The organism is Nocardioides sp. URHA0032 (assembly GCF_000620645.1).
Classification (GTDB): Bacteria; Actinomycetota; Actinomycetes; order Propionibacteriales; family Nocardioidaceae; genus Nocardioides.
This window is the reverse complement of record NZ_JIAV01000018.1, coordinates 127,413-152,324: the sequence shown is the minus strand read 5'-3', so window position 1 is coordinate 152,324 and position 24,912 is coordinate 127,413. Positions and strand designations below refer to the sequence as shown.

Sequence of the window (24,912 nt, the reverse complement as noted above, 5' to 3'; positions counted from 1 at the left end):
ATGGCTGGTGGAGACCGCGAGAAGGCCCTGGACGCCGCACTCGCCAACATCGAGAAGCAGTTCGGCAAGGGCTCCGTGATGCGCCTCGGCGACGACGTGCGGGCACCCCTGGAGATCATCCCGAGCGGCTCGATCGCGCTCGACGTCGCGCTCGGCCTCGGCGGGTTCCCCCGCGGTCGCGTCGTGGAGATCTACGGCCCGGAGTCCTCCGGCAAGACGACCGTCGCCCTGCACGCCGTGGCCAACGCCCAGCGGGCCGGCGGCATCGTGGCGTTCATCGACGCCGAGCACGCGCTCGACCCCGACTACGCCAAGGCGCTGGGCGTCGACACCGACGCGCTGCTGGTCTCCCAGCCCGACTCGGGCGAGCAGGCGCTGGAGATCGCGGACATGCTGATCCGCTCCGGGGCGCTCACCCTGATCGTCATCGACTCGGTGGCCGCCCTCGTGCCGCGCGCCGAGATCGAGGGCGAGATGGGCGACAGCCACGTCGGCCTCCAGGCCCGCCTGATGAGCCAGGCGCTGCGCAAGATGACCGGCGCCCTGAACAACTCCAAGACCACGATGATCTTCATCAACCAGCTGCGCGAGAAGATCGGCGTGATGTTCGGTTCGCCCGAGACCACGACCGGTGGCAAGGCGCTGAAGTTCTACTCCTCGGTGCGCCTCGACGTGCGCCGGATCGAGACGCTCAAGGACGGCCAGGACATGGTCGGCAACCGGACCCGCGTCAAGGTCGTGAAGAACAAGGTCGCCCCGCCGTTCAAGCAGGCGGAGTTCGACATCATGTACGGCAAGGGCATCAGCCGCGAGGGCGGCCTGATCGACGTCGGCGTGGATGCGGGGCTCGTCCGCAAGGCCGGCGCCTGGTACACCTACGAGGGCGACCAGCTCGGCCAGGGCAAGGAGAACGCCCGCGCGTTCCTCCGCGACAACCCCGACCTCGCCAACGAGCTCGAGAAGAAGATCCTCGAGAAGCTCGGTGTCGGCCCGACCGTCGACAACGAGGTCGCCGCGCTGCCTGCCGAGCCGGTCGGCGTCGACGCGTTCTGACGGCGGTCGCGTGAGCGTCGGCTGTCGGTGGACATATCGAGACCACCGTCGCGTGAGCGACGTCTCTCGGTGGTCGAGTAGCGAGCGCCAGCGAGCGTATCGAGACCACGGTCGAACGGAGCACACATGACTCTCGACGAGGACCGCCCGGCCCCTGACTGGCTGGGTGACGTCTCGACCGGGGTCGACGCGTGGACCCGCCGCGCGCCGGCGCCCACGCCACCGCCGCCCGAGGACACCGCCGTCCAGGTGCCGGAGGCCGATCCCGAGTCGGTCGCGCGCAAGATCCTGCTCGACCAGCTCACCGGTCAGGCCCGCAGCCGCAAGGAGCTCAGCGACAAGCTGGCAGCCAAGAACGTGCCGGCCGACGTGGCCACCCGCCTCCTCGACCGGTTCGAGGAGATCGGGCTGGTCGACGACGAGGCGTTCGCCCGCTCCTGGGTCGCCTCGCGGCAGCCCGGGAAGGGCCTCGCGAGACGGGCCCTGGCCCAGGAGCTGCGCCGCAAGGGGGTCGATGAGGAGGTCGCGCGCGAGGCCCTCGACGAGATCGACCCCGCCGACGAGGAGGCCGCGGCCCGCGTCCTGGTGCGCAAGAAGCTGCGCACCCTGAGCCGCGTCGACGACACGACCGCGACCCGGCGGCTGGTGGGGATGCTGGCCCGCAAGGGCTACGGCTCCGGGATGTCGTTCGCCGTCGTGAAGGACGAGCTGGCGAACGCGGGCCGGGAAACGCTGGACGAGTAGGACGTCCGGCACGCCAGAATGCTCCCGTGGCTGCGGAGCGGGAGATCCTGACCTACGAGATGTTCGGCACGGCCGTGCGGGAGATCGCGCAACAGGTGGTCGACAGCGGCTACGAGCCCGACCTGGTGCTGTCGATCGCCCGCGGCGGTCTCGGCCTCGGCATGGGCCTCGGCTACGCGCTGGACGTCAAGAACCTGTCCGCGGTCAACGTCGAGTTCTACACCGGCGTCGACGAGCGGCTGGACGTGCCGATGATGCTGCCGCCGACCCCGGACGTCGTGGACCTGGCCGGTCTCCGGATCCTGATCGCCGACGACGTCGCCGACACGGGCAAGACCCTGGAGATCGTCCGGGCGTTCTGCGCCGACCACGTCGCCGAGGCCCGGATCGCGGTGATCTACGAGAAGCCGCAGACCCTGGTGCACGCGGACTACGTGTGGCGGCGTACCGAGCGCTGGATCGACTTCCCGTGGTCGGCCGACCCGCCCTTGGTCGACCGCGGCGGGCGGTGAACCCGCGGTGACGGTGCGCGTCCTCGTGCACGACCGCGGCCGCGACCTGTCCGGAGTCGTGCACGAGGGGGAGTCGTGGGCCGCCGCCGCCCGCCGTACGGTCGCGAGCCTGCACGTGGAGCCCGCGCCGGTCGACCTCTCGGGCGAGGTCAAGCACTTCCTCGTCGACCACGACAACCGGTTCACGATCCGCGCGATGACCCGCGGCGACCTCACCGACGTGACCCGGTGGCGACAGTCCGAGCACCTGCACCGCTGGTGGTCCTCGGACGGCGAGCCGACCCCGGACCGGGTCGCGGCGCAGTACGGCCCGAGCATCGACGGCATGACCCCGACCCGGATGTGGATCGCGGAGGTGAACGGCCGCTCGATCGGATTCCTGCAGGACTACCGGATCGGCGACTACCCGGAGTACGCCGTGCTCGGGCCGGACCCGGACGCGGTCGGCGTCGACTACGCGCTCGTCGAGGAGTGGAGCGGCCGCGGGCTGGGCGCCCGGGTGCTCTGGTCCTGGATGGGCCGCGCGCGGCACCGCTTCCCGGAGGCCACCCGGTTCTTCGCGGCGCCCGACCACCGCAACTACGCGTCGCTGCGGATGCTCGCCAAGGCCGGCTTCACCGAGGGCCTGTGGTTCGACGAGCCCCAGGACGACGGCACCGTCGACACCGTGGTCGGCTGCAGCCTCGACGTCCGCCGGGTGCTGGGATGATGGCGCGGTGACCGTCCACGCCGTCCACGCCGACCACGCCGACCACGCGCTCCGCCTCCCGTCGGGTCCTGTGGACCTCGCCGCGATCCCGACCGACGCGACCCCCGGCTTCCGCGGCGGCAAGAGCGAGGGGAAGGTCGCGCTGTTCGCGATGGGCGACGAGCTCTCCGACCTCCAGGAGCGGCTGTTCGCGGAGGGGGTCTCGGGCGACAGCCACCGCCGGGTGCTGCTGGTGCTGCAGGGCATGGACACCTCGGGCAAGGGCGGCATCCTCAAGCACACCGTCGGCCTGGTCGACCCGCAGGGCGTGCGGATCACGTCGTTCAAGAAGCCGACCGACGAGGAGCTCGAGCACGACTTCCTCTGGAGGATCCGGCGCGCGGTGCCGGGACCCGGCTACCTCGGGGTCTTCGACCGCTCCCACTACGAGGACGTGCTGGTCGGCCGGGTCGACGGGCTCGCGACGCCGGAGCAGATCGAGCAGCGGTACGACGAGATCAACACGTTCGAGCGCGAGCTGGTCGAGGAGGGCACGGTCGTGCTCAAGTGCATGCTGCACATCTCCAAGGACACCCAGCGGGAGCGGCTGCTGCGCCGGCTGGACCGGCCCGACAAGCACTGGAAGTACAACCCCGCCGACCTCAGCGCGCGGGCGAAGTGGGACGCCTACCAGGCGGCGTACGTCGCGGTCCTCGAGCGCACCAGCACCGCGCACGCGCCGTGGCACGTGGTGCCCAGCGACCGGAAGTGGTTCCGCAACCTGGCGGTCGGTCGGCTGCTGCTCCGCGCCCTGCGCGGCCTGGATCCGCAGTGGCCCGCGGCCGACTTCGACGTCGACGCCGAGCGCGATCGGCTCCTGCACGAGGATCGGGTCTCGTGATCCCGACCGTCGCCGTGACCCGCTACGTCACCCCGCTGCGCGAGGGCGGCAGCCTGCCCGGCATCGTCGAGGGCGACGACCTCGGCACCTACGTCTGCAAGTTCCGCGGCGCCGGCCAGGGCGTGCGCGTCCTGGTCGCCGAAGTGGTCGTGGGTGAGCTGGCGCGCCGGATCGGCCTGCGCACGCCGACCCTCGTCGCGCTCGACCTGGACCCCGAGATCGCCCGCTACGAGGCCGACGAGGAGGTCCAGGACCTGCTGAACGCCAGCCCGGGCCTCAACCTGGGCGTGGACTTCCTGCCGGGGGCGTTCGGCTTCGACGGTGAGCTGCCCACGGGGGAGGGCGTGGCGTCGAAGGTGCTGTGGCTGGACGCGTTCACGGCGAACGTCGACCGCTCCTGGCGCAACCCGAACCTGTTGTTCTGGCACGGCGACCTCTGGGTGATCGACCATGGCGCCGCGCTCTACTTCCACCATGCCTGGCCCGGAGGGATCACCGACCCCGCCCGGTTCGCGAACCAGCCCTGGAGCCCGGACGACCACGTGCTGCTTTCCTACGCCCATGACCTGCCGAAGGCGGACGGGGAGATCCGCGGCCTGCTCGACGAGCACGCGTTCACGGAGATCCTCGCGCTCGTCCCGGACAGCTGGCTCGAGCCGGTCCCCGGCGCCGAGACCCCGGAGGCCCTGCGCGCCGCCTACGTGAGGTTCCTGACCGCCCGGCTGGGGACCAGCCAGTGGCTGCCCCAGGATCCGGCAGAGGCGGCCGCCCGATGAGCAAGCTCGCCTACCAGTACGTCGTGCTCCGCTGCGTGCCGCGCGTGGACCGCGAGGAGTTCGTGAACGTCGGCGTCGTGCTCTACTGCCAGGCGACCGACTTCCTGGACGTCGCGTGGCGCGTCGACCGGGAGCGGCTCCGGGCCTTCGACCCGCGGCTCGACCTGGACCAGGTCTGCGAGGCGCTCGGCTTCGTCGAGGGTGTGTGCGCCGGCGACGGACGAGGTGGTGCGGCCTCGGACAAGCCGATCGGGCAGCGCTTCGGGTTCCTCAAGGCGCCGCGCAGCACCGTGCTCCAGCCCGGACCGGTGCACGGAGGCGTCACCGACGACCCGGCGCGCCAGCTCGAGCACCTGATGGAGCGGCTCGTCGGCTGATCCCCCCGCCGAGTCGGCGCAGACTCAGCTGAGATGGCGCCGACTCGGCGCGGTCTCAGCTGAGATGGCGCCGACTCGGCGTCAGACGAGGCCGTGCTCGTGGGCGAACACCACGATCTGCACCCGGTCGCGCAGGCCGAGCTTGCGCAGGATCGCGCCGACATGGGTCTTCACGGTCGACTCGCTGGCGAAGATCTGCTCGCCGATCTCGGTGTTCGACAGGCCCCGCGCCACCGCGGCGAAGACCTCGCGCTCCTTCTCGGTGAGGCCCTGGTACGCCGCCGGCGTGGGGGTCCGGCTGCGGAACTGGCCGTCGAGCAGCGTCGACAGGTCGCTCGGCGCGAGCACGGCGTTGCCGGCGTGCACGGTGCGGATCGCGTCGGCCAGCATCACCGGGGTGGTGCCCTTGAGCAGGAAGCCGCTGGCGCCGTACCTGATCGCGGTGGCGGCGCGGTCGTCGAGGTTGAAGGTCGTGAGCACGACGACGCGCACCGGCTTCGACCGCCGGGCCGCCCGGTCCGGCTGGAAGATCTGGCGGGTCGCCTCGACGCCGTCCAGCTCCGGCATCCGGATGTCCATCAGCACCACGTCCGGCTCGAGCTCGTCGACCAGTTGCACGGCCTCGAGACCGTCGCCGGCCGCGCCGACGACCGTCATCCCCTCCTGGGCGTCGACGATCACCCGGACGCCCTCGCGGAACAGGTCCTGGTCGTCGACGAGCAGCACGCCGATGTCGTCGCTCATGCCTGGGCCCTCAGCGGCACCCACGCAGTCGCGGTGAACGTCGGCGGCTCGAGGCGGCGCCGTACGTCGAGCCGCCCGCCCACGGCCTGGAGCCGGCGCTGCATGCCGTCGATGCCCTGCCCGCCCGGTGCGACCTGGCTCTGCAGCTGGAGGGGCTGGGTCTCCTCGGGGGCGTCATCGACGGCGTTCTCGACCTCGATGCGCAGGTCACCCTCCCAGTGCCGCTCCACCCGGATCGGCTGGTCGCGGCGGCCGTGCTTGATCGCGTTGGTGAGCATCTCCTGGAGCACGCGGAACGCCACCACCTCCAGCTCCGGCGGCAGCGGGTGCGACACCCCGACCTCGTGCGAGAGCACCTCGTGGCCGCTCGCGCGCACACCCTCGACCAGGCTGTCGAGGTCGGCGTGCCGGGCGCGCTGCGCGGTGTCGCCTGACGTCGTCGTCAGCACCTGGCGCACGTCGTCGAGCGAAGTGCGGGCCGAGGTCGCGATGTTCGCCATCGTGCGCTTGAGCCCCTGCGTATCGACCTCGTCGAGATACTGCGCCGATTCGGCCTGGGCGAGGATCACCGCGAGCGAGTGGCCCACCACGTCGTGCACGTCGCGGGCGAGCTGGGCCTGCTGCTCGCGGAGCCGGGCGATCTCCTCGGCCTGGTCGCGCTCGGCCTCGGCGGCCGCCTGCGACCGACGCGAGTCCTCCGACCGGGCGAAGAAGCGCAGCACCAGGCCGAGCAGCCAGGGCGCGAGGAGCAGCGCGAACAGCAGGAACCCGACGGTCGGCCGCCAGCTGTCGGTCCGGCGGGCGAGGTCGACCAGGGACTGCAGCCGCACCTGGTCCAGGGTGTAGAGCAGCACGTCGGAGTCGAGCCACCAGAGCGCGATCGCCGTGCTGGCCGGGATCGAGAGGCCGCTCAGCCAGACGGTGGCGGCACTGCCCCAGCGCGCGCAGCCGAAGGCGACCAGCGCGAACGCCCCCTCGACCAGCATCATGTAGGTGCCGGTCGTCACCTGGACCGCGCCCACGCACCAGGCGATCGCCAGCGCCACACCCGGCGCGGCACGGAAGAGGCCGGCCGCGGCGGCGATGCCGACGACGACGGCGATCGGGGCGGCGTCGAGGCCGAAGTAGACGTTCCCGCGGATCTGCGCCAGGCCGGCCAGCAGTACGACGACGCCGACGATGGCGTCGGGGGTCCAGCGCTGCCAGCTCTTCACGCGGACATCACACCAGATGCGCGGCTCACCGGTGTGCGCCGCGGACCAGCTCGTCGAGCAGCTCCGGGTAGGACAGTCCCGCCGCCGCGAACATCCGCGGCACCTGCGAGTGCTCGGTCATCCCGGGCACCGTGTTCACCTCGTTCAGCACCGGTCCGTCCTCGGTCAGGAAGAAGTCCACCCGGGCGACGCCGGAGCAGCCGAGGGCGTCGTACGCCGCGAGCGCCGCCGCCCCGAGCGCCTTCGCGTCGACCTCCTCGAGCGCCGCAGGGACCCGCAGGTCGGCGTGCCCGCCGTACTTGGTGTCGTGGTCGAAGAGCCCGTCGACGACGATCTCGAGCGCCGGGGCGGCGACCACCGTGCCGTCGGCGCAGCGCAGCACGCCCACGTCTATCTCGCGCCCGCTCACGACGTCCTCGACCAGCACCCGGTCGTCGAGCGCCAGCGCGGCGTCGAGCGCCGGGCGCAGTCCCTCCGCGGAGTCGACGAGCGCGACCCCGTGGCTGGAGCCCGCCGCTACCGGCTTCACGACGACCGGGCCGCTCCAGCCGAGGTGGTCGGCCGTCGCTGCCGTGACGAGCACACCGGGCGCCGTCGCGATCCCGATCGCGCCCGCGACGAGCTTGGTCGCCCACTTGTCCATGGCGAGGGCGCCGGACCGGACGCCCGAGCCGACGTACGGGAGGCCGGCGAGCTCGCACAGCGCCGCCAGGGCGCCGTCCTCGCCCCTCGGTCCGTGCACGACCGGGAACACGACGTCACAGCTGCGCAGCACCTGGGCTGCCCCGCTGAACCCGATCGGCCGCAGGCGCCGGTCCCGCCACGTCCCGTCGCGACCGATGGTGAGGGGGACCGCCTCGTACGACGAGGGGTCCAGCGCGGCAGCGACCGAGGCGGCCGAGGCGAGGGAGACGTCGTGCTCGGCGCTCTGGCCGCCACCGATCACGGCGACCCGGGTCCTCACGGGAGGCTCCGCAGGTGTGGCACCGAGCGGACCCGCCGCGCCACGCGGGAGCCGATGCCGGTGACGATCTCGTGCTCGATGGTGCCCGCCCAGGCGGCCCACTCGGCGACGGTGGGCTCGCCGGCGTCGCCGGGACCGAACACGGTCACCGTCTCGCCGAGGTCGACGCCCCGCTGGCCGAGGTCGACCACGAGCTGGTCCATCGAGAGGGTGCCGACGACCGGCCGCCGCACGCCCCGCACCAGCACCTGCGCGCGGCCCGACGCGGCGCGCGGCAGGCCGTCGGCGTACCCCAGCGGCACGAGGGCGAGGTTCGTCGGGGCGCTGGTGCGGTGCGCGTGCCCGTAGCCGATCGGGGTGCCCGCCCGCACCCGGCGGACGGAGATCACCGGCGCCGTGAGGGTCATCGCCGCCCGCAGGGGCGTGGTCCGGGACGGGTCGATCCCGACCAGGCCGGCGCCGACCCGGCTCATCGTGTGGTGGGTGCGCGGGTCGGTGAGGGTCGCGGCCGTGGCCGCGAGATGCCGGTCGCGCGGCCGGAGCCCCGCGGCGCGCGCGTGCTCGAGCGCCCAGACGAAGCGGGTGCGGGCCAGCGCGTTGCACTCGTCGTCCGGCACGTCGGCACAGCCGAGGTGCCCCATCACGCCGACCACCTCGACCTCGCCGCGCCGCTCGGCCCGCCGCGCCGTACGGCACAGGTGTGCCCAGCCGGCCGGGTCGGCACCGTCGCGCGCCATCCCGGCGTCGACGTGCAGGTGCACCCGGGTCCGGCCGGGGGCGGCGGCGACCGCCGACAGGTGCTGCAGCGAGGGGACCGCCACCTGGACGCCTCGGAACGTGGCGGCCGCGAAGTCCGCGTCGACCGGGTTCAGCCAGCTCAGCACCGGTACGCCGAGGTCGAGCAGCGGCCAGGCCTCGTCGAGGCTCGTGACCCCGAGGCGGGTGGCCCCGTGGGCCAGCGCGGTGCGGGCGAGGTCGACGGCGCCGTGCCCGAAGCCGTCCGCCTTCACGACCGCCATCAGCTCCCCGCTGGCCCGGGACGCGAGCACCCGGGTGTTCTCGGCCACCGCCGCGAGGTCGATGTCGAGGCGGGGGGCGCCGGGGCTCCGGCCACGGTCCGCGGCCGCGACGCCGATCACGCGGCCACCGCCGCTCGCACGTGGCGCGCCACCTCGACGGGCGACACTGAGCCGAGCGTGTTGGACAGCAGGATGGTCATGCCCGCAACGCTAGGAATGCGGGCGGCTGCTGCGCCTCCGCCTCAGGTGCCGGGGTCCTGTCTCCAAGTGCCGAGTCGGCGCAGTCTCAGCTGAGACTGCGCCGACTCGGCGTCAGACCGGGACCAGCTCGACCGCGCCGACGGCGTACCGGGCCAGCACGGCGCGCGCGAGCTCGGGGTGGGCGCCGAGCGGCTCGGACACCGCGATGGCGCCGGCCTCGACGGCGAGCTCGGCGGCGCGGTCCGGCAGGAAGCCGGGCGCGAGGAACAGGGACGCGACCGCGATGTGGCGGCGGCCCTCCGCGCGGAAGGCGCGCACGGCCTCGCCGGTCGCCGGCGGCGACGAGGAGGCGAACGCCGCGGTCACGGGCAGCCTGTGCCGCGAGCCCCACACCCGGGCCAGCCGGGCCACGGCCTGGTTGGCGAGCGGGTCGCTGGAGCCGGCCGCCGCCAGCACCAGCGCGTCGAGCTCGCGGACCCGCGCCGAGCGGAGCGCCTCGCGCATCCGCACGTCCAGGACCTCGAGGAACTGCGTCTCCAGGCCGAGGATCCGGGTCGCGCGGACCTGCAGCCCCTCGTGCCGCGCCTGCGCCTCGGCCACGGCCGACGGGACGTCCACCTTCGCGTGGTAGGCGTCCGTCAGCAGCAGCGGGACGACGACGATCTCGTCGTGCCCGCCCCGGACCAGGCGGTCGACCACCGTCTGGAACGACGGCTTCGACAGCTCGAGGAACGCGGCCTCGACCTTGAGGTCGGGGCGCATCGCCTTGACCTCGCTGACGAGTGCCTTGATGGTCGCGGCGGACCGGGGGTCACGACTGCCGTGAGCCAGGGCCACCAGAGCGGGAGCAGTCATCTCACTGCCTCCTTCGCGGTGCGTGCTGTGACGGTTGAGTTGAGCTCGGCCACGCTGCCGGGCTGGTGGGGGCGGGTCATGAGTGGATCCCGCACTCGGTCTTGTTGGTGCCGGCCCAGCGCCCGCTGCGCGGGTCCTCGCCGGGAGCCACGCGGCGCGTGCACGGCCAGCACCCGATCGACGGGTAGCCGTCGTACACGAGCGGGTTCACCAGGATGCCGTGCTCGGCGATGTAGCTGTCGACCTGCTCGTTGGACCAGCGGGCGAGCGGGGACACCTTGACCTTGCCCTTCTTGGCGTCCCAGCCGATCACCGGCGCGATGACCCGGTTGTGCGTCTCCGCGCGACGCAGGCCGGTGGCCCAGGCGTCGTAGCCGTCGAGGGAGTCGGCCAGCGGCTGGACCTTGCGCAGCTTGCAGCACAGGTCGGGGTCGGTCCGGTAGAGGTCCTTGCCGTACGTCGCGTCCTGCTCGCCCACCGACTGCACCGGCGTGATCGTGACCAGGTTGACCGGCATCGTCGCCTGCACGGCGTCGCGGGTGCCGATCGTCTCGACGAAGTGGTAGCCGGTGTCGAGGAACACCACGTCGATCTGGGGGGCGACCTTCGAGGCGATGTCGGCGAGCACGGCGTCGCCCATCGAGGAGGTCACGCAGAACCGCGCGCCGAACGTCGCGACCGCCCACTCGATGATGTCCTCGGCGGGTGCCAGCTCGAGCTCCGCGCCCCAGTGCGAGACCAGCTCGCGCAGCTCCTCGGGCGACCGGCCCGCGGTCTGCGTGCCCCGGTTGTTCCGCGCGTTGATCGTCGTGGCGGCGGTCATGCGGCACCTCCGCTGGGCCGCAGCAGGCCGATCAGCTTCAGCGAGAACGCGCGCTGGCACCCGCGGCAGTCCCAGCTCCCGTGGGGAGAGGAGACCTCGCCGGACTCGGACACGACCTCGTGCGGACGCAGGTCCTCCCCGCCGCAGTACGGGCAGTGGAAGGGTACGGCGCGCTCGCTCACGAGGAACCACCCACCAGGGCGGACTCGAGCGTCTTCTCGCCGCGGACCAGGTCCTCGTCGGCCCGCAGGACCCACGTCGTGAACGTCTCCCCGTCCTCGCGGTCAGCGAGGTAGTTGGTGACCAGCGAGCTGACGTAGTCGTCGAGGCCGGCGCTGGTGACCTTGTGGGCCCGCAGCTTGCGGCCGAAGTTCGCCTGCAGTCCGGTGGCGCCGCCGAGGTGCACCTGGAAGCCCTCGACCTGCTCGCCCTCGTGCATGACCAGCTGGCCCTTGAGTCCGATGTCGGCCACCTGCGTCCGCGCGCAGGCGTTCGGGCACCCGTTGACGTTCACGGTGATCGGGGTGTCCAGGTCGGGGAAGCGCCGCTCCAGCTCGGCGACGAGGTCTCGGGCGCGGTCCTTGGTGTCGACGATCGCCAGCTTGCAGAACTCGATGCCCGTGCAGGCCATCGTGTTGCGCCGCCAGTTCGAGGGCCGCGCGGACAGACCGATCAGGTCGAGCCGGTCCAGGAGCTCGTCGACGACCGCGGGCTCCACGCCGATGAGCACGATCTTCTGGTACGGCGTCAGGCGGGCGCCCTGCACGGCGTACTCCTCCATCAGGTCGGCGAGCTGGACCAGCAGGCTGCCCGAGACGCGGCCGGCGGTCGGCGCGATGCCGACGTACTTCCGGCCGTCCTTCTGGTCGTGCACGCCGATGTGGTCGCGGTGTCCCACCGGGGAGGCGGGGGAGGGGTTCGAGACGAGAGCACGGCCGAGGTATTCGTTCTCCATCACCTCGCGGAACTTCTCCACGCCCCAGTCCTGGACCAGGAACTTCAGGCGGGCCCGGGACCGGAGCCGGCGGTAGCCGTAGTCACGGAAGATCGACGCCACCGCCTCCCACGCGTCCGGCACCTCGTCGAGCGGGATCCAGACGCCCAGCTTCTGCGCGAGCATCGGGTTGGTCGACAGGCCGCCGCCGACCCAGAGGTCGAAGCCCGGGCCGTGCTCGGGGTGCACGGTGCCGACGAACGCGACGTCGTTGATCTCCGGTGCCACGTCGTGCGAGGGATGGCCGGTGAGCGCGGTCTTGAACTTCCGGGGGAAGTTCGAGAAGTCCGGGTTGCCGATGTAGCGGCGCTCGATCTCGGCGAGCGCGGAGCTGCCGTCGATGATCTCGTCCACCGCGACGCCCGCGACCGGTGAGCCCAGGAACGGGCGGGGCGAGTCGCCGCACGCCTCGGTGCTGTGCAGGCCGGCGCCGTCGAGGCGGTCCCAGATGGCGGGAACGTCCTCCACCCGGATCCAGTGGTACTGGATGTTCTCGCGGTCGGTGATGTCCGCGGTGTCCCGGGCGTAGTCGACGCCGATGGTGCCCAGCGCGCGGACCGCCGCGGGGGACAGGAGCTTGCCGTCCGAACGCACCCGCAGCATGAAGTAGCGGTCGTCGAGCTCCTCCTCGTCGAGGATCGCGGTCTTGCCGCCGTCGATGCCCGGCTTGCGCTGGGTGTAGAGGCCCATCCAGCGGAACCGGCCACGCAGGTCGGCCGGGTCGATCGAGTCGAAGCCCCGCTTGGAGTAGATGTTCAGGATCCGGTCGCGGACGTTGAGCGGGTTGTCGTCCTTCTTGGACTGCTCGTTCTTGTTCAGCGGCTCGGTGTACCCGAGCGCCCACTGGCCCTCGCCGCGCTTCGTGCGGGGGATCTCGGTGCGCTCGGGACGCTGGGCGGTGTAGCGGAGATCGGACATGGGTGTCGGTTCCTCGGCGTTCCTGGATGGTGCGGCTCGCGAGGCTCCACCGGCGACGTTGCCGGGAGCTCAGCGGCCGGGGAGGGGCGGCTGGTCAGGAATGCCAACACATCATGCTGCGCGTGCGTCCGAGGTCCACGTGGCGTCGGGCCACGAGGAACGTCTGGGTCGCAGCGGAGATCATGTCAAGGAGTCTCAGGGGCCGGACGAGTCCACCACAAGGCGAAATCCCATGTAGTGAGACAGACGTCCGTCATGTGAGACAACCGCGTCCGTCGGCCCGCCGCCGACCGGGCGGAGGGCGGTCCACGTCACACTCGCGGGCCCACTACTCTTCGTGGCATGACCGACGAGCGCATCGACTCCCTCACCAGCAGCGCGTACCGCCAGGCCCTCGAGGTGATCGCCTCGGTCGAGCCGCGGATCGCGGACGCCACCCGCCAGGAGCTGGTCGACCAGCGAGGCTCGCTCAAGCTGATCGCGAGCGAGAACTACGCCTCGCCTGCCGTGCTGCTCACGATGGGCACCTGGTTCAGCGACAAGTACGCCGAGGGCACGGTCGGGCACCGCTTCTACGCCGGCTGCCAGAACGTCGACACCGTCGAGTCGGTCGCCGCGGAGCATGCCCGCGAGCTGTTCGGCGCGCCGTACGCCTATGCGCAGCCGCACTCGGGCATCGACGCGAACCTCGTGGCGTTCTGGTCGATCCTCGCGCACCGGGTCGAGACGCCCGCCCTCGAACGGCTGGGCGCGAAGAACGTCAACGAACTCACCGAGGAGGACTGGGAGTCGCTGCGCCACGAGCTCGGCAACCAGCGGCTGCTGGGCATGTCGCTCGACGCGGGCGGCCACCTGACCCACGGGTTCCGCCCGAACATCTCCGGGAAGATGTTCCACCAGCAGCAGTACGGCACGGACCCCCAGACGGGGCTGCTCGACTACGACGCCGTGGCCGCGAAGGCCCGCGAGTTCAAGCCGCTGGTGCTCGTGGCCGGCTACTCGGCGTACCCGCGTCGAGTGAACTTCGCGAAGATGCGCGAGATCGCCGACGAGGTGGGCGCGACCCTGATGGTCGACATGGCGCACTTCGCCGGGCTGGTCGCCGGCAAGGTGTTCACCGGCGACGAAGACCCGGTGCCGTTCGCCCACGTGACGACGACGACCACGCACAAGTCGCTGCGCGGCCCCCGCGGCGGCCTGGTGCTCGCCCAGGAGGAGTACGCCGCCGACGTGGACCGGGGCTGCCCGATGGTGCTCGGCGGCCCGCTGTCGCACGTGATGGCCGCCAAGGCCGTCGCGCTCGCCGAGGCGCGCCGCCCGGAGTTCCAGACCTACGCCCAGCGGATCGCCGACAACGCCAAGTCGCTCGCCGACGGCTTCCTGTCCCGCGGCGCCAACCTCGTCACCGGCGGCACCGACAACCACCTCGTCCTGCTCGACGTGTCCTCGTTCGGCCTCACCGGCCGACAGGCGGAGTCGGCGCTGCTGGACGCCGGGGTCGTGACGAACCGCAACTCCGTCCCACGGGACCCGAACGGCGCTTGGTACACCTCCGGCGTCCGGCTCGGCACCCCCGCGCTGACGACCCGCGGCTTCGGCCACGACGAGTTCGACCGGGTCGCGGAGCTGATCGTGCACGTCCTGCAGAACACCCAGCCCGGCACGACGAAGGACGGCAAGCCGTCCAAGGCGTCGTACTCCGTGGGCGACGGCGTGGCCGACAAGGTCCGCGACGCGTCGGCCGAGATGCTCGACAAGCACCCGCTCTACCCCGGGATCGACCTGTCCTGACCCCCACTCGCGCGTGGATCACCACATTCGGTCATGCGCCCGCCACTGGCCGACGGCTAGCTTGTCGTGGAGTCGGATCTTCAGCAACGTCACCAAGCGCCCCCGGTGATCGGGTAGCCGTGCGGAGCCGGCGTGTCGGTCCCGGAGGGACACATGACGAAGCGCGAACACGGACTCATCGGCCTCGTTGCCGCACTGCTGCTCGCCAGCTGCGCACTGGTGACGGCGACGAGCAGCACGGCCGGCGCCGCAGCGGTGGACACCAGGCCGAACGTGTTGAACATCGTGCTCGACGACATGCGCGACCAGTCGCCGGCCCAGATCGCGGCGTACATGCCGAAGACCGTCCAGTGGTTGTCGAGCGGGAAGTTCTACTCCAACGCCGACGTCTCGACGCCCTCGTGCTGCCCGGCGCGCGCCGCCGGCATGACCGGTCAGTACGACCACAACAACCTGATGATGCACCAGCACGACGTCGCCAACTTCAGGCCGGCGGACGCGGTGCAGCACTTCCTGCGCCAGTCCGGGTACCAGACCGCCCTGGTCGGGAAGTACCTGCACGAGTGGCCGCTCACCACGGCACCGCCTGACTTCGACCGCTACGCGATGTGGCAGTCCTCCGCCTACAACGACCCTCGCATCAACGTCCAGGGGAAGGTCGCGAAGGTCGTCGGCTACGCCACGACGCTCGCCGGGAACTACGCCCTCGACTACCTCAAGACGATGGCGGCGGACCCCCAGGGGCGCCCCTGGTACGAGTACGTCGCGATCCACGCCCCCCACCCGGAGGGTTCCGGTGCTCTGGCGACCTACGGGGCCGAGCCCAAGTACGCATCCGCGGCTGTCCCCGCCTGCGGGCTCAAGCAGCCCGGGGAGTCCGACCTCTCGGACAAGCCGCCCTACGCGAAGTGGGTCAAGGTCACCGACGCGACCGTGCAGACGACCTGCCAGGGGCAGATGCGCGTGCTGATGAGCGTCGACGACCAGATCGACCGCCTGCTGAGCTACCTGCAGTCCAGCGGTCAGCTCGCCAACACGATGGTCGTGTTCTGGAGCGACAACGGCACGCTGTGGGGTGAGCACAACCGGGTCTCGAAGTTCCTGCCCTACTCACCGGCGATCAACGTCCCGATGTGGGTGCGATGGGACGGGCACGTCACCGCCGGAACCAGCCCCGAGCTGGTGTCCAACGTCGACATCGCGCCGACGATCTACCAGGCGACGGGCGTCTCCCCGGGCGCAGGTGTGGTCCTCGACGGTCGCTCGCTCCTCCCAGGCGTCACCCGCTCGGTCGAGTTCAACGAGTACTGGCTCGACACGGCGAACGGGAATGTCCCGACGTGGGCACAGGTGCACGACGCGCACTTCGCCTACATCGAGACCTACAGCGACACCGGGGCTCTCGCGTTCCAGGAGTACTACAACCTCGACACCGACCCGGGGCAGCTCACCAACCTGCTCAAGGACGCCGTCACGAGCAACGACCCCCCGTCCTCTCTCATCACGAGCCTCCACAACCAGGTGACGGCGTACCGCACGTGCGCGGGTGCCACCTGTCCGTGATGCGCGTGGTGACCCCCGGGGTCAGCCCGACGGCGCGACCCGCCTGTGCAGCCACTCCGCCTCGTCGGGCGGGAGGAACCCGGCCTCGAGCACCCGGCGTACGGCGGCGGGGTCGCCCATGAAGGCCCGGAAGGTCTCGGGCAGCCCGACGTCATGGCTCGCCTCGGCCACGACCCGGATCGCGTCGGCGGGACGGACCGTGCCGCCGGCCACCACGGCGAGGTAGGCGCCGGTGCGGCCGACCTCCGAGAACGTCCGCATCCAGCCGCGTACGCCCATCCGGTGGGAGAACGTCCGGCACGGGATGCGCGGCCCGGTCACCTCGAGCATCACCTGGTCGCCCACGGCCCACTGGTCGCCCGGCCGTGCGGCATCGACGTCCAGGCCCTCGGTCGTGAGGTTCTCGGCGAACGCGCCGTCGGGCAGGGCCCGGTCCAGCCGGCGCTCCCAGGCGTCGAGCTCCTCCCGGGCGAACGCGTAGACCGCCTGTCGGTCGCCGCCGTGGTGCCCCGTGTTCCCGATGAAGTCGCCGACCAGGCCGCTGCCGAGGCCGCCGCGCTTCGGTCCGGGCGGGCGGAGCTCGGCGTGGTCCACGGGGCGCTTGCCGAACCCGGTGACCCGCACCCGGTTGGCCCGGTTCGGCTCCGGGTCACCGGCGTTGACCGACCTGATCCGGGCGCTCACCCGACGACGGGCGTCGCGCGCGCCACGATCGCGCGCAGGTCCCCGCCCTCGAGCGCGCCGAACGTGCCGTCGTACGCCGAGCCGAGCCGGCTGGCGCAGAACACGTCGGCGACCTCCGGCGGCGCGAACCGCACCAGCAGGGAGCCCTGCAGCACCGCGGCCATCCGCCCCGCCAGCCGGCGGGCGTTCAGCTCGAGCCGGTCCGGCTCACCCATCAGCGAGCCGAGCAGCGCCAGGGTGTCCTCGATCGCCCGGTCCAGCCGCGGGTCCCCGCCGCGCGCGCGGCCGACCTCGGTGATCCAGGCGTCGAGCACCTCCGGCTCGCGTCCCAGCGCGCGGAGCACGTCGAGCGCATTCACGTTGCCCGAGCCCTCCCACACCGAGTTCAGCGGTGCCTCGCGGTAGAGCAGCGGCATCCCGGACTCCTCGACGTACCCGTTCCCACCGAGGCACTCCAGCGCCTCGGCCACGAGGTACGGCGTCCGCTTGCACACCCAGAACTTCGCCAGCGGGAGCGCGATCCGGCGCAGCGCGGCCTCGTGCGGGTCGTCCACGGCGTCCACCGCGGCCGCGAGCCGCATCGCCAGCGCGGTCGCCGCCTCCGTCTCGACCGCGAGGTCGGCGAGCACGTTCTGCATCAGCGGCTTCTCCGCGAGCAGCGAGCCGAACGCCGACCGGTGCGCGGCGTGCCAGGACGCCTCGTTGACCGCCCGCCGCATCAGCGAGGTCGAGCCCAGCACGCAGTCGAGCCGGGTCGCGGCGACCATCTCGATAATCGTGCGCACGCCGCGTCCTTCGTCGCCCAGCCGCTGGGCGACGGTCCCGTCGAACTCCAGCTCCGAGGAGGCGTTCGAGCGGTTGCCGAGCTTGTCCTTGAGGCGCACGACGTCGAGCTGGTTGCGGGAGCCGTCCGGCAGCACCCGCGGCACCAGGAAGCAGCTGACGCCACCCTCGGCCTGCGCCAGGACCAGGAACACGTCGTTCATCGGCGCCGACGTGAACCACTTGTGCCCGTGCAGGGTGTACTCGCCGTCCACCGAGGTCGGCCGCGCCACGGTGACGTTGGCGCGGACGTCGGAGCCGCCCTGCTTCTCGGTCATGCCCATGCCGGCCAGCGCGCCCCGCTTCGCCGATGCCAGCCGTACGCCGGGGTCGTACGCCGTGGAGGCCAGCAGCGGCGTCCACTCCTTCGCGATCGCCTCGTCGGCGCGCAGCGCCGGGACGGCGGCGTACGTCATCGAGACCGGGCAGCCGTGGCCGGGCTCGGTGTGCGACCAGGCCATGAAGCCCGCGGCCCGCCGTACGTGCGCGTACGGCGATCCGGCCTCCTGCTGCTCCCAGGCCGTCGCCGCCAGACCGTGGCCGATCGCGCGCTGCATCAGCCAGTGCCAGGACGGGTGGAACGCCACCTCGTCGATCCGGTGCCCGTACCGGTCGTAGGGGACCAGCTCCGGGTGGTGCTCGTTGGCGAGCATCCCGTGCTCCCGCGCCTCGGGCGTACCGGCCTCCGCACCCACCACGGCGAGGTCCTCGACCAGGTCGGCCGACGCGTGCCGCGTGATCGCCTCGACGAGCGAGGCGTCGCCCGTGATGATGTTGTGACCGACCAGGGGCGGTGCCTGGTTCGTGGCTACCCGGATCTCCGAACGCATGTGACTACGTTAGTTCCATGTCCGGGGCCGGGAGCGTGGAGCGTGCCGTCGCGGCGCGCTTCGTGCAGGTCCGGGAAGTGGTCTGGCGCCTGGTCGTGACCACGTTCGGCTCCTGCATGAAGTACCGCGTCACCGGGCTGGCCGCCGAGGCGGCGTTCTTCGCGGTCCTCTCGGTGCCGCCGTTGATCTTCGCGCTCGCGGGCGCGATCGGCTTCGTGTCCGACCAGTTCAGCGCCGCGCAGGTCGCCGACGTGCGCGACGCCGTGGTCCAGCTGTCCGAGCGGGCCCTGACCGAGAACGCCGTGAACCGGATCATCACGCCGACCATCGACGACGTGCTGCAGGGCGGCCGGCTCGACGTGATCTCCCTCGGCTTCGTGCTCGCCCTCTGGTCGGGCTCCCGGGCGCTGCACGTGTTCGTCGACACCATCACGATCATGCACGGGCTGGGCGGGCACCGCGGGATCGTCAAGACCCGCGCGCTGTCCTTCGCGCTGTACCTGCTCGCGATCGTCACCGGCGTCGTCTCGATCCCGCTGGTCGTCGCCGGGCCGAGCCTGGTGGAGGACTGGCTCCCCGAGAGCGGGGACTTCCTGGTCGCCTTCTACTGGCCGGTCGTCATCCTCGTCTGCATCTGCTTCCTCGCCACCCTGTACCACGTGTCCGTCCCGGTGCGGACCAACTGGAGCTTCAACCTCCCGGGCGCGACGTTCGCGCTGTTCTGCTGGATCGTCGGGTCGTACCTGCTGCGCTGGTTCCTCACCGCCACCGCTGCCGACTCGAAGTCGATCTACGGCCCGCTCGCCGCGCCCATCGCCGTCCTCCTGTGGCTCTACCTGGTCTCGATCGCGGTGCTGATCGGCGCAGCGGTGAACGCGGCGTTCGACGAGGTGTTCCCGCAGAAGGCGACCACCCGGGCGCGACTCGAGCTCGTGCAGCGGCTGCGCCGCCTCGGCTCCCGCGACGAGACCGGATAGATTGCGGCCGTGCCGGACGACTCCAGCGACATCACGCAGGGCCGCGCCCGCGGGAAGCTCTCCCTTCCCGACCGCGGCCGGTCGCCGTGGTGGGAGCTCAGCCGCCGGCTGCTGCTGGCGGTGTTCATCCTGGTCGGCACGGTCCTGCTCGTCTACCTCGACCGGGACGCCTACCACGACGCCAACGACCCGACGGGCCACGTGGACCTGGTCGACTCCATCTACTACTCGACCGTCACGCTGAGCACGACCGGGTACGGCGACATCGCGCCGGTCGCGCCGCACGCCCGGATGATCAACGCGTTCGTCGTCACCCCGCTCCGCATCGCCTTCCTGGTGCTGCTGATCGGGACCACCCTCGAGGTGCTCGCCTCGCAGGGTCGCGAGATGTTCCGAGTCGCCCGCTGGAGGAAGCACATGTCTGCCCACGTCGTCGTGATCGGTTACGGCACCAAGGGACGGGCCGCGGTCGACACCCTCGTCAACAACGGCATCGACCGCGAGTCGATCGTGGTCGTCGACCCCGGCGCCGCCGCGCTCCAGGAGGCCCACGCCGACGGCCTCGCCGTCGTGACCGGCGACGCCACCCGTCAGGACGTGCTCCGCCGCGCCGGCGTCAAGGACGCCAACCAGGTGATCATCACGACCAACCGCGACGACTCCAACGTGCTGGCCACGCTCACCGTCCGCCAGCTCAACCCGGACGTCTGGATCGTCGCGGCGGTCCGGGAGCAGGAGAACGTCGCCCTGATGCGCCAGTCCGGTGCGAACTCCGTGATCACCTCCTCCGACGCGGTCGGCCGGCTGCTGGGCCTGTCCTCGCTGTCGCCCACGCTCGGCTCGGTGATGGAGGACCTCCTCACGTACGGCGAGGGCCTCGAGGTCGCCGAGCGCGACCTGCTCGTCTCCGAGGTCGGCCGGCAGCCCCAGTCGCTGCCCGACCAGGTGATCGCCGTCGTGCGCGACGAGAAGGTGTACCGCTACTTCGACCCGGTGGTCACCCTGCTGGCCCGGGGCGACCGGCTGATCGTCGTACGCCCGGCGAAGGAGCTGCCGTGGGCGCCCCGCCCGGGCACCCACGACGAGGACCTCGCCGTCGACGACGCGTAGTCGCCGTTCCGGCCCGGTTCCCCACGCGGGGCCGCCCGGAGGGCTAGCCTGCTGGGCACGGGTGGGGGCCTGAGGTGGGAGTGGGGAATGCCGGGCGACCGGAAGATGGCGCGCGCGATCATCGGTCCCGGTGGAGGGTTTGTCTTCGCCGGGTGCCTGATGGTGCTCGCGCTCGGCACCAGGGCGAGCGACTACGAGGCGCCGGGGTTCGCGACCGGGCTGCCGGTCGGCGGCATCGCCATGCTCTGGCTGCTGCTGCGCGGCGCCCGGGTGCTCAGCTGGGACGGCGCGCTGCTGCTGGTGGTCGGGGTGGGTGCGAACCTGGTGCTCGGCTCGAAGCCCGAGCTCGCGGTCGCCCTCGCCGGTGCCGTCCTCGTGCAGACCGTCCTCGGGGTCCTGCTGCTGCGCCTCTGGTGCCCGGACCTCTGGGGCTGCGGCGGCCAGCGCCCGCTCGACCGGCCCCGGGTGCTCGCTCGGTTCGGTGTCGCGATGGTGGTCGGCACCGCGGCCGGTGCGGCCCTGGCCACGGCCTCGTGGACCCTGCTCGGCGACGGGGACCTCGACCTCGGTGGCGTGCTGTGGTTCGGCCGGAACGCCTGCAGCGCCTTCATCGTGGTGACGTTCGGACTGCTGCTCGGGCAGCGGATCACGTCCCGCCGCCCGCGGCCGCGGCTGCTCAGCGAGGCGACCTGGGCCGAGCTGGCCGCGGCCGTGCTGTTCACCGTGGGCATGTACGGCCTGGCCTTCTCCTTCGAGACGCTGCCGCTGGCGTTCCCGCTGCTGGCCGCGACCGTGTGGATCGGGCTCCGCTTCTCGACGTTGCTCAGTGCCACGCACTCCTTCCTCGCCGGAGTCGCGACGATCTTCCTGACGATGACGGGCATCGGGCCGTTCGCGGCGGTGGACCGGGTCGAGATCGGCTACCTGCTGGCGGAGTTCTACATCGCGACCCTCGTCGTCACGGGCCTGGGCCTCTCGACCGGCCGCGACGAGCGCGAGGCGCTCGCGGCCGAGCTGCGGCGTACCAAGGAGGAGGCCGACTACCAGGGGAGTGTGCGCCAGGCCGTGATCGGGTCGATGAACGAGGGCCTGTTCGTCCTGGACGCCGCTGGCGCCCTGCTGCTGCACAACGCCGCGGCCGCCGAGATCTTCGGGCTCGCCGAGCAGGAGCTGACCTGCGAGCTGCTGGCCGCGCGCTCCGACCGGTGGGCCGACGGGACGCCGATGGTCGACGGCGACCGGCCCTCCAGCCGGGCGCTCCTGGGGGAGACCGTGCGCGACGCCGAGATCCTGGTGCGCAACGGCGACCAGCCGGACCGCGTGGTCGCGGTCTCCGCCATGCCGCTGCCCCGCGACGAGCTGCGCGCCCGGGCCCGGGCGCTGGTGCTGTTCCGGGACACCACGATCGAGCATGCGCGGCGCGAGGAGCTCGCCGCGTTCGCCGGCGTCGTCGCCCACGACCTCCGCAACCCGCTCGCGGCGATCGACGGGTGGACCGAGATGATCGCGGACGAGCTGGACACCGGCGGCCTGGACGCCGAGCTGGCCCGGGAGTTCGTCTCGCGGGTGCGGTCGTCGTCACGCCGGATGCGGGAGCTGATCCGCGACCTGTTGACGCACGCGACCAGCAGTGCCCGCGACCTCGAGGTGAGCTGCGTCGACGTCGGCTCGCTGGTCGCCGAGGTCGCCTCCGGACGGCACGCGGAGAAGAACGTGACCTGCGGCCCGGTCCCACCGCTGCTGGCCGACCGGGTCCTGGTCCGCCAGGTGCTGGACAACCTGATCGGGAACGCCCTGAAGTACGTCGCCCCGGGCGTCGAGCCACGGATCGCCGTGCACGGGTGCAGCGGGAAGCTGGGCTTCGTGACGATCCGGGTCATCGACAACGGCATCGGCATCCCGGAAGGGGAGCGCGAGCAGATCTTCGACGAGTTCCACCGGGCGCACTACCGCGACTACGAGGGCAGCGGACTCGGCCTCTCGATCGTCCGGCGGATCATCAACCGGCACGACGGCACCATCACCGCCCTCGCGAACCCGGACGGGCCGGGCTCGGTCTTCGAGCTCACGCTGCCGGCGTACGACGGGTAGCTCCACCCGCAGGGGTGAACCGCCGCGCACGCCGCTCGCCGATCCTTGCAAGCCAGTGGGCCGCCCGCTCACACCCCTCCACGGGGGATCGGGGTGTGCGGGCGGACCGCTGCCTCCCCGGGCGAGCCGGCCGGATTCAGTTGAGCGCGAACTCCCGGTCCAGGCCGGTCATCGCGCAGAGGCGGCGGAACGGCGGACTGGTCGCCACGAACCCGAAGTCACCCTGCCGGACCACGACGTTGTGCCGGGCCCACGCGAGCACGCCGAGGGCCGAGGCGTCGACGAACGTCACGCCACCCACGTCGACGAGCACCCGGCGGCAGCCGGACCCGACGGCCTCCGAGAGCTGGCGGGCGACCTCGTGGGCGGTGAAGATGTCGAGCTCGCCGTGGGCGGTGAGCGTGGCGGTCGGCGGATCGATCGTGATGGCGATCGAGAAGTCCATGGTCGTCTCCGGTCGAATGTGTGCAACCGGGAATGGAACGCCCTTGCTGGCGAGTCACAGAGACTCTCGGCTGCTTCGACCCTAGGCGAATCCGCGAGACCCGCCCACACCCTTCCGGGCGCATCCCTGCAGGTGAGAACTTCCTCCAGATTCCCTCAACACGGCCCGCGCCCGACGCGGTTCTGCCTACTCTCTTCCCTACGGCCCGCGCCGGTGACCCGAGACGTCGGCGCGGTCCGCCGCCCGGGGTCGGATCCCCGGGACGCATCGTCGACAGGGAGGTGGCCCGAGGTCGTCGCTGCCCTCGGGCCCTCCCTGTCCTCGGCCGGCTCCCGGCCGCTGCCCGGGGAGTCGGTCAGAACTCGAACACCAGGCGCGCCGGCGCGCGGCCGGCGAGCACCTCGTCGATCGCCGCGTTCACGTCGTCGAGCTTGCGGCTCTCCGCGATCACGCGGGTCCGGCCCAGCGCGTGCAGCGCGAAGACCTCCGCGAGGTCCTGACGGGTGCCGACGATCGAGCCGATCACCGAGACGCCCTTGAGGACGGTCGGGAAGATCGGCAGGCTCATCGGCCCGTCGCTCTCGGGCGGCAGCCCGACACAGATCAGCCGCCCGCCGCGGCGCAGGCTCGCGAACGCCTGCTCGAACACCGACGGGATGACCGCCAGCACGACCGCGACGTCCGCCCCGCCGAGGGCCTCGATGGCCGCGACCGGGTCGGTCCTGCTCGCGTTGACGACGTGGTCGGCGCCGAGCTCGGTGGCGAGCTCCAGCTTCTCCTCCTCGACGTCCACGGCGATCACGGTGCCGCCGACCAGGCGGGCGTACTGCACCGCGAGGTGGCCGAGGCCGCCGACGCCGAACACCGCGACCCGTTCGGACGGCCGGACGCCGGCGACCTTGATCGCCTTGTACGTGGTCACGCCCGCGCAGGTCAGCGGCGCGGCGTCGTACGACGACACCCCGTCGGGGACCGGGACGACGTACGTCGCGTCGGCCACGAGGTACTCGGCGAAGCCGCCGTCGATCGAGTAGCCGGTGTTCTGCTGCTCCTCGCACAGCGTCTCCCAGCCGGAGACGCAGTGGTCGCAGTGGCCGCACGCGTGGCCGAGCCACGGCACCGCGACGCGGTCACCGATCGCACGGTGGGTGACGCCGGGTCCGACCGCCTCGATCACGCCGACCCCTTCGTGACCCGGCACGAACGGCGGGGTCGGCTTGATCGGCCAGTCGCCGTGCGCGGCGTGGATGTCGGTGTGGCACAGGCCGCTGGCCTCCACGTGGACCAGGACCTGGCCGGGTCCGGGCTCGGGGACGGGGAGCTCCTGGATCTCCAGGGGCTCGGTGAAGCTGGTGACGACTGCTGCCTTCATGGCTGTTCCTCGGTAGGGGGTGCGAGGACGGCGACCAGGTCGCGGCGGGTCAGGATGCCGACGACCACACCGTCCTCGACGACGGGCAGGCTGGTGAGGTGGCCGCTGACCAGGAGGTCGGCGGCCACGGGGAGCTCCACGTCCGGCAGCAGGGCCACCGGGTGGAAGCTCATGACATCGCGGACGCTCGCGGGGTGCGGGCCGCTCGCGGACGGATGGAGGTCGCGGGCCCACGGGTCGCGGGGGACCGCGTCCCTGACCACGTCGGTCTCGGTCACCATGCCCAGCACGTGACCGTCACCGTCGACGACCGGGAGTGCCCGGACGCCGTGCTCGCGCAGCAGCCGCGCTGCGAGGTCCAGCCCGTCGTCGACGTGCACGGTCACGACCGGCGAGGTCATCACGTCCCGGACCAGCATCGGCGTACCTCCTTCGGCTCAGCTC

General features: G+C 72.0%; 25 protein-coding genes. 12 read left to right on the top strand and 13 right to left on the bottom strand.

The window, feature by feature from the left end; genetic code table 11:
- The 7 genes from recA (at position 1) to N538_RS0107580 (ending at position 5,051) form a co-directional block, all read left to right on the top strand.
- Positions 1-1,053 carry a recombinase RecA gene (recA, locus tag N538_RS0107610; RefSeq protein WP_028636823.1) on the top strand — a complete coding sequence of 351 codons (1,053 nt, stop codon included), beginning with the start codon at positions 1-3 and terminating at the stop codon, positions 1,051-1,053.
- Positions 1,054-1,179: 126 nt separating this feature from the next.
- Complete coding sequence (locus N538_RS0107605) at positions 1,180-1,797, top strand: regulatory protein RecX (protein WP_028636822.1); 618 nt, start codon at positions 1,180-1,182, stop codon at positions 1,795-1,797.
- Between the two features lie 26 nt (positions 1,798-1,823).
- Positions 1,824-2,309, top strand: a complete 486-nt coding sequence (locus tag N538_RS0107600; protein WP_028636821.1) for a phosphoribosyltransferase — start codon at positions 1,824-1,826, stop codon at positions 2,307-2,309.
- Positions 2,310-2,316: 7 nt separating this feature from the next.
- On the top strand, positions 2,317-3,018 hold the full coding sequence (locus N538_RS0107595) for a GNAT family N-acetyltransferase (RefSeq protein ID WP_028636820.1): 702 nt from the start codon (positions 2,317-2,319) through the stop codon (positions 3,016-3,018).
- 7 nt (positions 3,019-3,025) lie between these two features.
- On the top strand, positions 3,026-3,898 hold the full coding sequence (locus N538_RS24270) for a PPK2 family polyphosphate kinase (RefSeq protein WP_051548949.1): 873 nt from the start codon (positions 3,026-3,028) through the stop codon (positions 3,896-3,898).
- A complete protein-coding gene (locus N538_RS24265) occupies positions 3,895-4,674 on the top strand; it encodes a HipA family kinase (RefSeq protein WP_036569795.1) in 780 nt (259 codons plus the stop codon). Before N538_RS24270 ends, N538_RS24265 begins: the two co-directional genes overlap by 4 nt.
- Positions 4,671-5,051, top strand: a complete 381-nt coding sequence (locus tag N538_RS0107580) for a DUF3037 domain-containing protein (RefSeq protein ID WP_028636819.1) — start codon at positions 4,671-4,673, stop codon at positions 5,049-5,051. Before N538_RS24265 ends, N538_RS0107580 begins: the two co-directional genes overlap by 4 nt.
- An 81-nt stretch (positions 5,052-5,132) precedes the next feature.
- Here the strand turns inward: N538_RS0107580 and N538_RS0107575 are convergent, their stop codons facing one another.
- The 8 genes from N538_RS0107575 to N538_RS24255 all read right to left on the bottom strand — a co-directional run bounded on the left by N538_RS0107575 (position 5,133) and on the right by N538_RS24255 (position 12,783).
- A complete protein-coding gene (locus tag N538_RS0107575; RefSeq protein WP_028636818.1) occupies positions 5,133-5,795 on the bottom strand; it encodes a response regulator in 663 nt (220 codons plus the stop codon).
- Positions 5,792-7,009: a sensor histidine kinase gene (locus N538_RS27280; RefSeq protein WP_051548948.1), complete on the bottom strand. Its 1,218-nt coding sequence runs from the start codon at positions 7,007-7,009 to the stop codon at positions 5,792-5,794. The genes N538_RS0107575 and N538_RS27280 overlap by 4 nt, the downstream gene beginning before the upstream one ends.
- Before the next feature lie 25 nt (positions 7,010-7,034).
- Positions 7,035-7,973 carry a D-alanine--D-alanine ligase family protein gene (locus tag N538_RS0107565; protein ID WP_028636817.1) on the bottom strand — a complete coding sequence of 313 codons (939 nt, stop codon included), beginning with the start codon at positions 7,971-7,973 and terminating at the stop codon, positions 7,035-7,037.
- The gene (gene alr / locus N538_RS0107560) at positions 7,970-9,112 is read right to left on the bottom strand and encodes an alanine racemase (protein WP_231496159.1); all 1,143 of its coding nucleotides are present in this window, start codon (positions 9,110-9,112) and stop codon (positions 7,970-7,972) included. The genes N538_RS0107565 and alr overlap by 4 nt, the downstream gene beginning before the upstream one ends.
- A gap of 192 nt (positions 9,113-9,304) precedes the next feature.
- A complete protein-coding gene (locus tag N538_RS0107550; protein WP_028636815.1) occupies positions 9,305-10,048 on the bottom strand; it encodes a sirohydrochlorin chelatase in 744 nt (247 codons plus the stop codon).
- Positions 10,049-10,124: 76 nt separating this feature from the next.
- Complete coding sequence (locus tag N538_RS0107545; RefSeq protein ID WP_028636814.1) at positions 10,125-10,871, bottom strand: phosphoadenylyl-sulfate reductase; 747 nt, start codon at positions 10,869-10,871, stop codon at positions 10,125-10,127.
- Positions 10,868-11,053, bottom strand: a complete 186-nt coding sequence (locus N538_RS0107540; protein WP_028636813.1) for a hypothetical protein — start codon at positions 11,051-11,053, stop codon at positions 10,868-10,870. The genes N538_RS0107545 and N538_RS0107540 overlap by 4 nt, the downstream gene beginning before the upstream one ends.
- On the bottom strand, positions 11,050-12,783 hold the full coding sequence (locus tag N538_RS24255; RefSeq protein ID WP_051548947.1) for a nitrite/sulfite reductase: 1,734 nt from the start codon (positions 12,781-12,783) through the stop codon (positions 11,050-11,052). Before N538_RS24255 ends, N538_RS0107540 begins: the two co-directional genes overlap by 4 nt.
- A 342-nt stretch (positions 12,784-13,125) precedes the next feature.
- Between N538_RS24255 and N538_RS0107530 the strand changes: the two genes are divergently transcribed.
- Entirely contained in the window at positions 13,126-14,574 is a 1,449-nt protein-coding gene (locus N538_RS0107530) for a glycine hydroxymethyltransferase (RefSeq protein ID WP_028636812.1), read from the top strand.
- A gap of 153 nt (positions 14,575-14,727) precedes the next feature.
- A complete protein-coding gene (locus N538_RS0107525) occupies positions 14,728-16,137 on the top strand; it encodes a sulfatase-like hydrolase/transferase (protein WP_028636811.1) in 1,410 nt (469 codons plus the stop codon).
- 21 nt (positions 16,138-16,158) lie between these two features.
- On the opposite strand, the gene N538_RS0107520 is transcribed toward N538_RS0107525, so the two are convergent.
- Together N538_RS0107520 and N538_RS0107515 are read right to left on the bottom strand one after the other, a co-directional pair.
- Positions 16,159-16,821: an MOSC domain-containing protein gene (locus tag N538_RS0107520; RefSeq protein ID WP_197025266.1), complete on the bottom strand. Its 663-nt coding sequence runs from the start codon at positions 16,819-16,821 to the stop codon at positions 16,159-16,161.
- Positions 16,818-18,473: an acyl-CoA dehydrogenase family protein gene (locus N538_RS0107515; RefSeq protein WP_028636809.1), complete on the bottom strand. Its 1,656-nt coding sequence runs from the start codon at positions 18,471-18,473 to the stop codon at positions 16,818-16,820. The genes N538_RS0107520 and N538_RS0107515 overlap by 4 nt, the downstream gene beginning before the upstream one ends.
- Before the next feature lie 17 nt (positions 18,474-18,490).
- On the opposite strand from N538_RS0107515, the gene N538_RS24250 reads away from it, so the two are divergent.
- The 3 genes from N538_RS24250 (at position 18,491) to N538_RS24245 (ending at position 22,651) form a co-directional block, all read left to right on the top strand.
- A complete protein-coding gene (locus N538_RS24250) occupies positions 18,491-19,450 on the top strand; it encodes a YihY/virulence factor BrkB family protein (protein WP_036569791.1) in 960 nt (319 codons plus the stop codon).
- A gap of 9 nt (positions 19,451-19,459) precedes the next feature.
- Complete coding sequence (locus tag N538_RS0107505; protein WP_051548943.1) at positions 19,460-20,560, top strand: potassium channel family protein; 1,101 nt, start codon at positions 19,460-19,462, stop codon at positions 20,558-20,560.
- A gap of 87 nt (positions 20,561-20,647) precedes the next feature.
- Entirely contained in the window at positions 20,648-22,651 is a 2,004-nt protein-coding gene (locus tag N538_RS24245; protein ID WP_051548942.1) for an ATP-binding protein, read from the top strand.
- 136 nt (positions 22,652-22,787) lie between these two features.
- On the opposite strand, the gene N538_RS0107495 is transcribed toward N538_RS24245, so the two are convergent.
- From N538_RS0107495 to N538_RS24240, 3 genes are all read right to left on the bottom strand, one after another.
- On the bottom strand, positions 22,788-23,096 hold the full coding sequence (locus N538_RS0107495) for an STAS domain-containing protein (protein ID WP_028636807.1): 309 nt from the start codon (positions 23,094-23,096) through the stop codon (positions 22,788-22,790).
- Positions 23,097-23,451: 355 nt separating this feature from the next.
- Positions 23,452-24,468 (bottom strand): alcohol dehydrogenase AdhP, encoded by a 1,017-nt coding sequence (adhP, locus tag N538_RS0107490; RefSeq protein ID WP_028636806.1) that lies wholly within the window; start codon positions 24,466-24,468, stop codon positions 23,452-23,454.
- Positions 24,465-24,887, bottom strand: coding sequence for a CBS domain-containing protein (locus N538_RS24240; protein WP_051548941.1), 423 nt, complete (start codon positions 24,885-24,887; stop codon positions 24,465-24,467). Before N538_RS24240 ends, adhP begins: the two co-directional genes overlap by 4 nt.
- Positions 24,888-24,912 lie beyond the last annotated feature (25 nt).

Excerpts from the sequence above, each read along its gene's own strand:
- recA (WP_028636823.1), top strand. The coding sequence starts at position 1 with ATGGCTGGTGGAGACCGCGAGAAGGCCCTGGACGCCGCACTCGCCAAC.
- N538_RS0107605 (WP_028636822.1), top strand. The coding sequence starts at position 1,180 with ATGACTCTCGACGAGGACCGCCCGGCCCCTGACTGGCTGGGTGACGTC.
- N538_RS0107580 (WP_028636819.1), top strand. The coding sequence starts at position 4,671 with ATGAGCAAGCTCGCCTACCAGTACGTCGTGCTCCGCTGCGTGCCGCGC.
- N538_RS0107575 (WP_028636818.1), bottom strand. The coding sequence starts at position 5,795 with ATGAGCGACGACATCGGCGTGCTGCTCGTCGACGACCAGGACCTGTTC.
- N538_RS0107550 (WP_028636815.1), bottom strand. The coding sequence starts at position 10,048 with ATGACTGCTCCCGCTCTGGTGGCCCTGGCTCACGGCAGTCGTGACCCC.
- N538_RS0107545 (WP_028636814.1), bottom strand. The coding sequence starts at position 10,871 with ATGACCGCCGCCACGACGATCAACGCGCGGAACAACCGGGGCACGCAG.
- N538_RS24255 (WP_051548947.1), bottom strand. The coding sequence starts at position 12,783 with ATGTCCGATCTCCGCTACACCGCCCAGCGTCCCGAGCGCACCGAGATC.
- N538_RS0107530 (WP_028636812.1), top strand. The coding sequence starts at position 13,126 with ATGACCGACGAGCGCATCGACTCCCTCACCAGCAGCGCGTACCGCCAG.
- N538_RS0107525 (WP_028636811.1), top strand. The coding sequence starts at position 14,728 with ATGACGAAGCGCGAACACGGACTCATCGGCCTCGTTGCCGCACTGCTG.
- N538_RS0107515 (WP_028636809.1), bottom strand. The coding sequence starts at position 18,473 with ATGCGTTCGGAGATCCGGGTAGCCACGAACCAGGCACCGCCCCTGGTC.
- N538_RS24250 (WP_036569791.1), top strand. The coding sequence starts at position 18,491 with ATGTCCGGGGCCGGGAGCGTGGAGCGTGCCGTCGCGGCGCGCTTCGTG.
- N538_RS24245 (WP_051548942.1), top strand. The coding sequence starts at position 20,648 with ATGCCGGGCGACCGGAAGATGGCGCGCGCGATCATCGGTCCCGGTGGA.
- N538_RS0107495 (WP_028636807.1), bottom strand. The coding sequence starts at position 23,096 with ATGGACTTCTCGATCGCCATCACGATCGATCCGCCGACCGCCACGCTC.
- adhP (WP_028636806.1), bottom strand. The coding sequence starts at position 24,468 with ATGAAGGCAGCAGTCGTCACCAGCTTCACCGAGCCCCTGGAGATCCAG.
- N538_RS24240 (WP_051548941.1), bottom strand. The coding sequence starts at position 24,887 with ATGCTGGTCCGGGACGTGATGACCTCGCCGGTCGTGACCGTGCACGTC.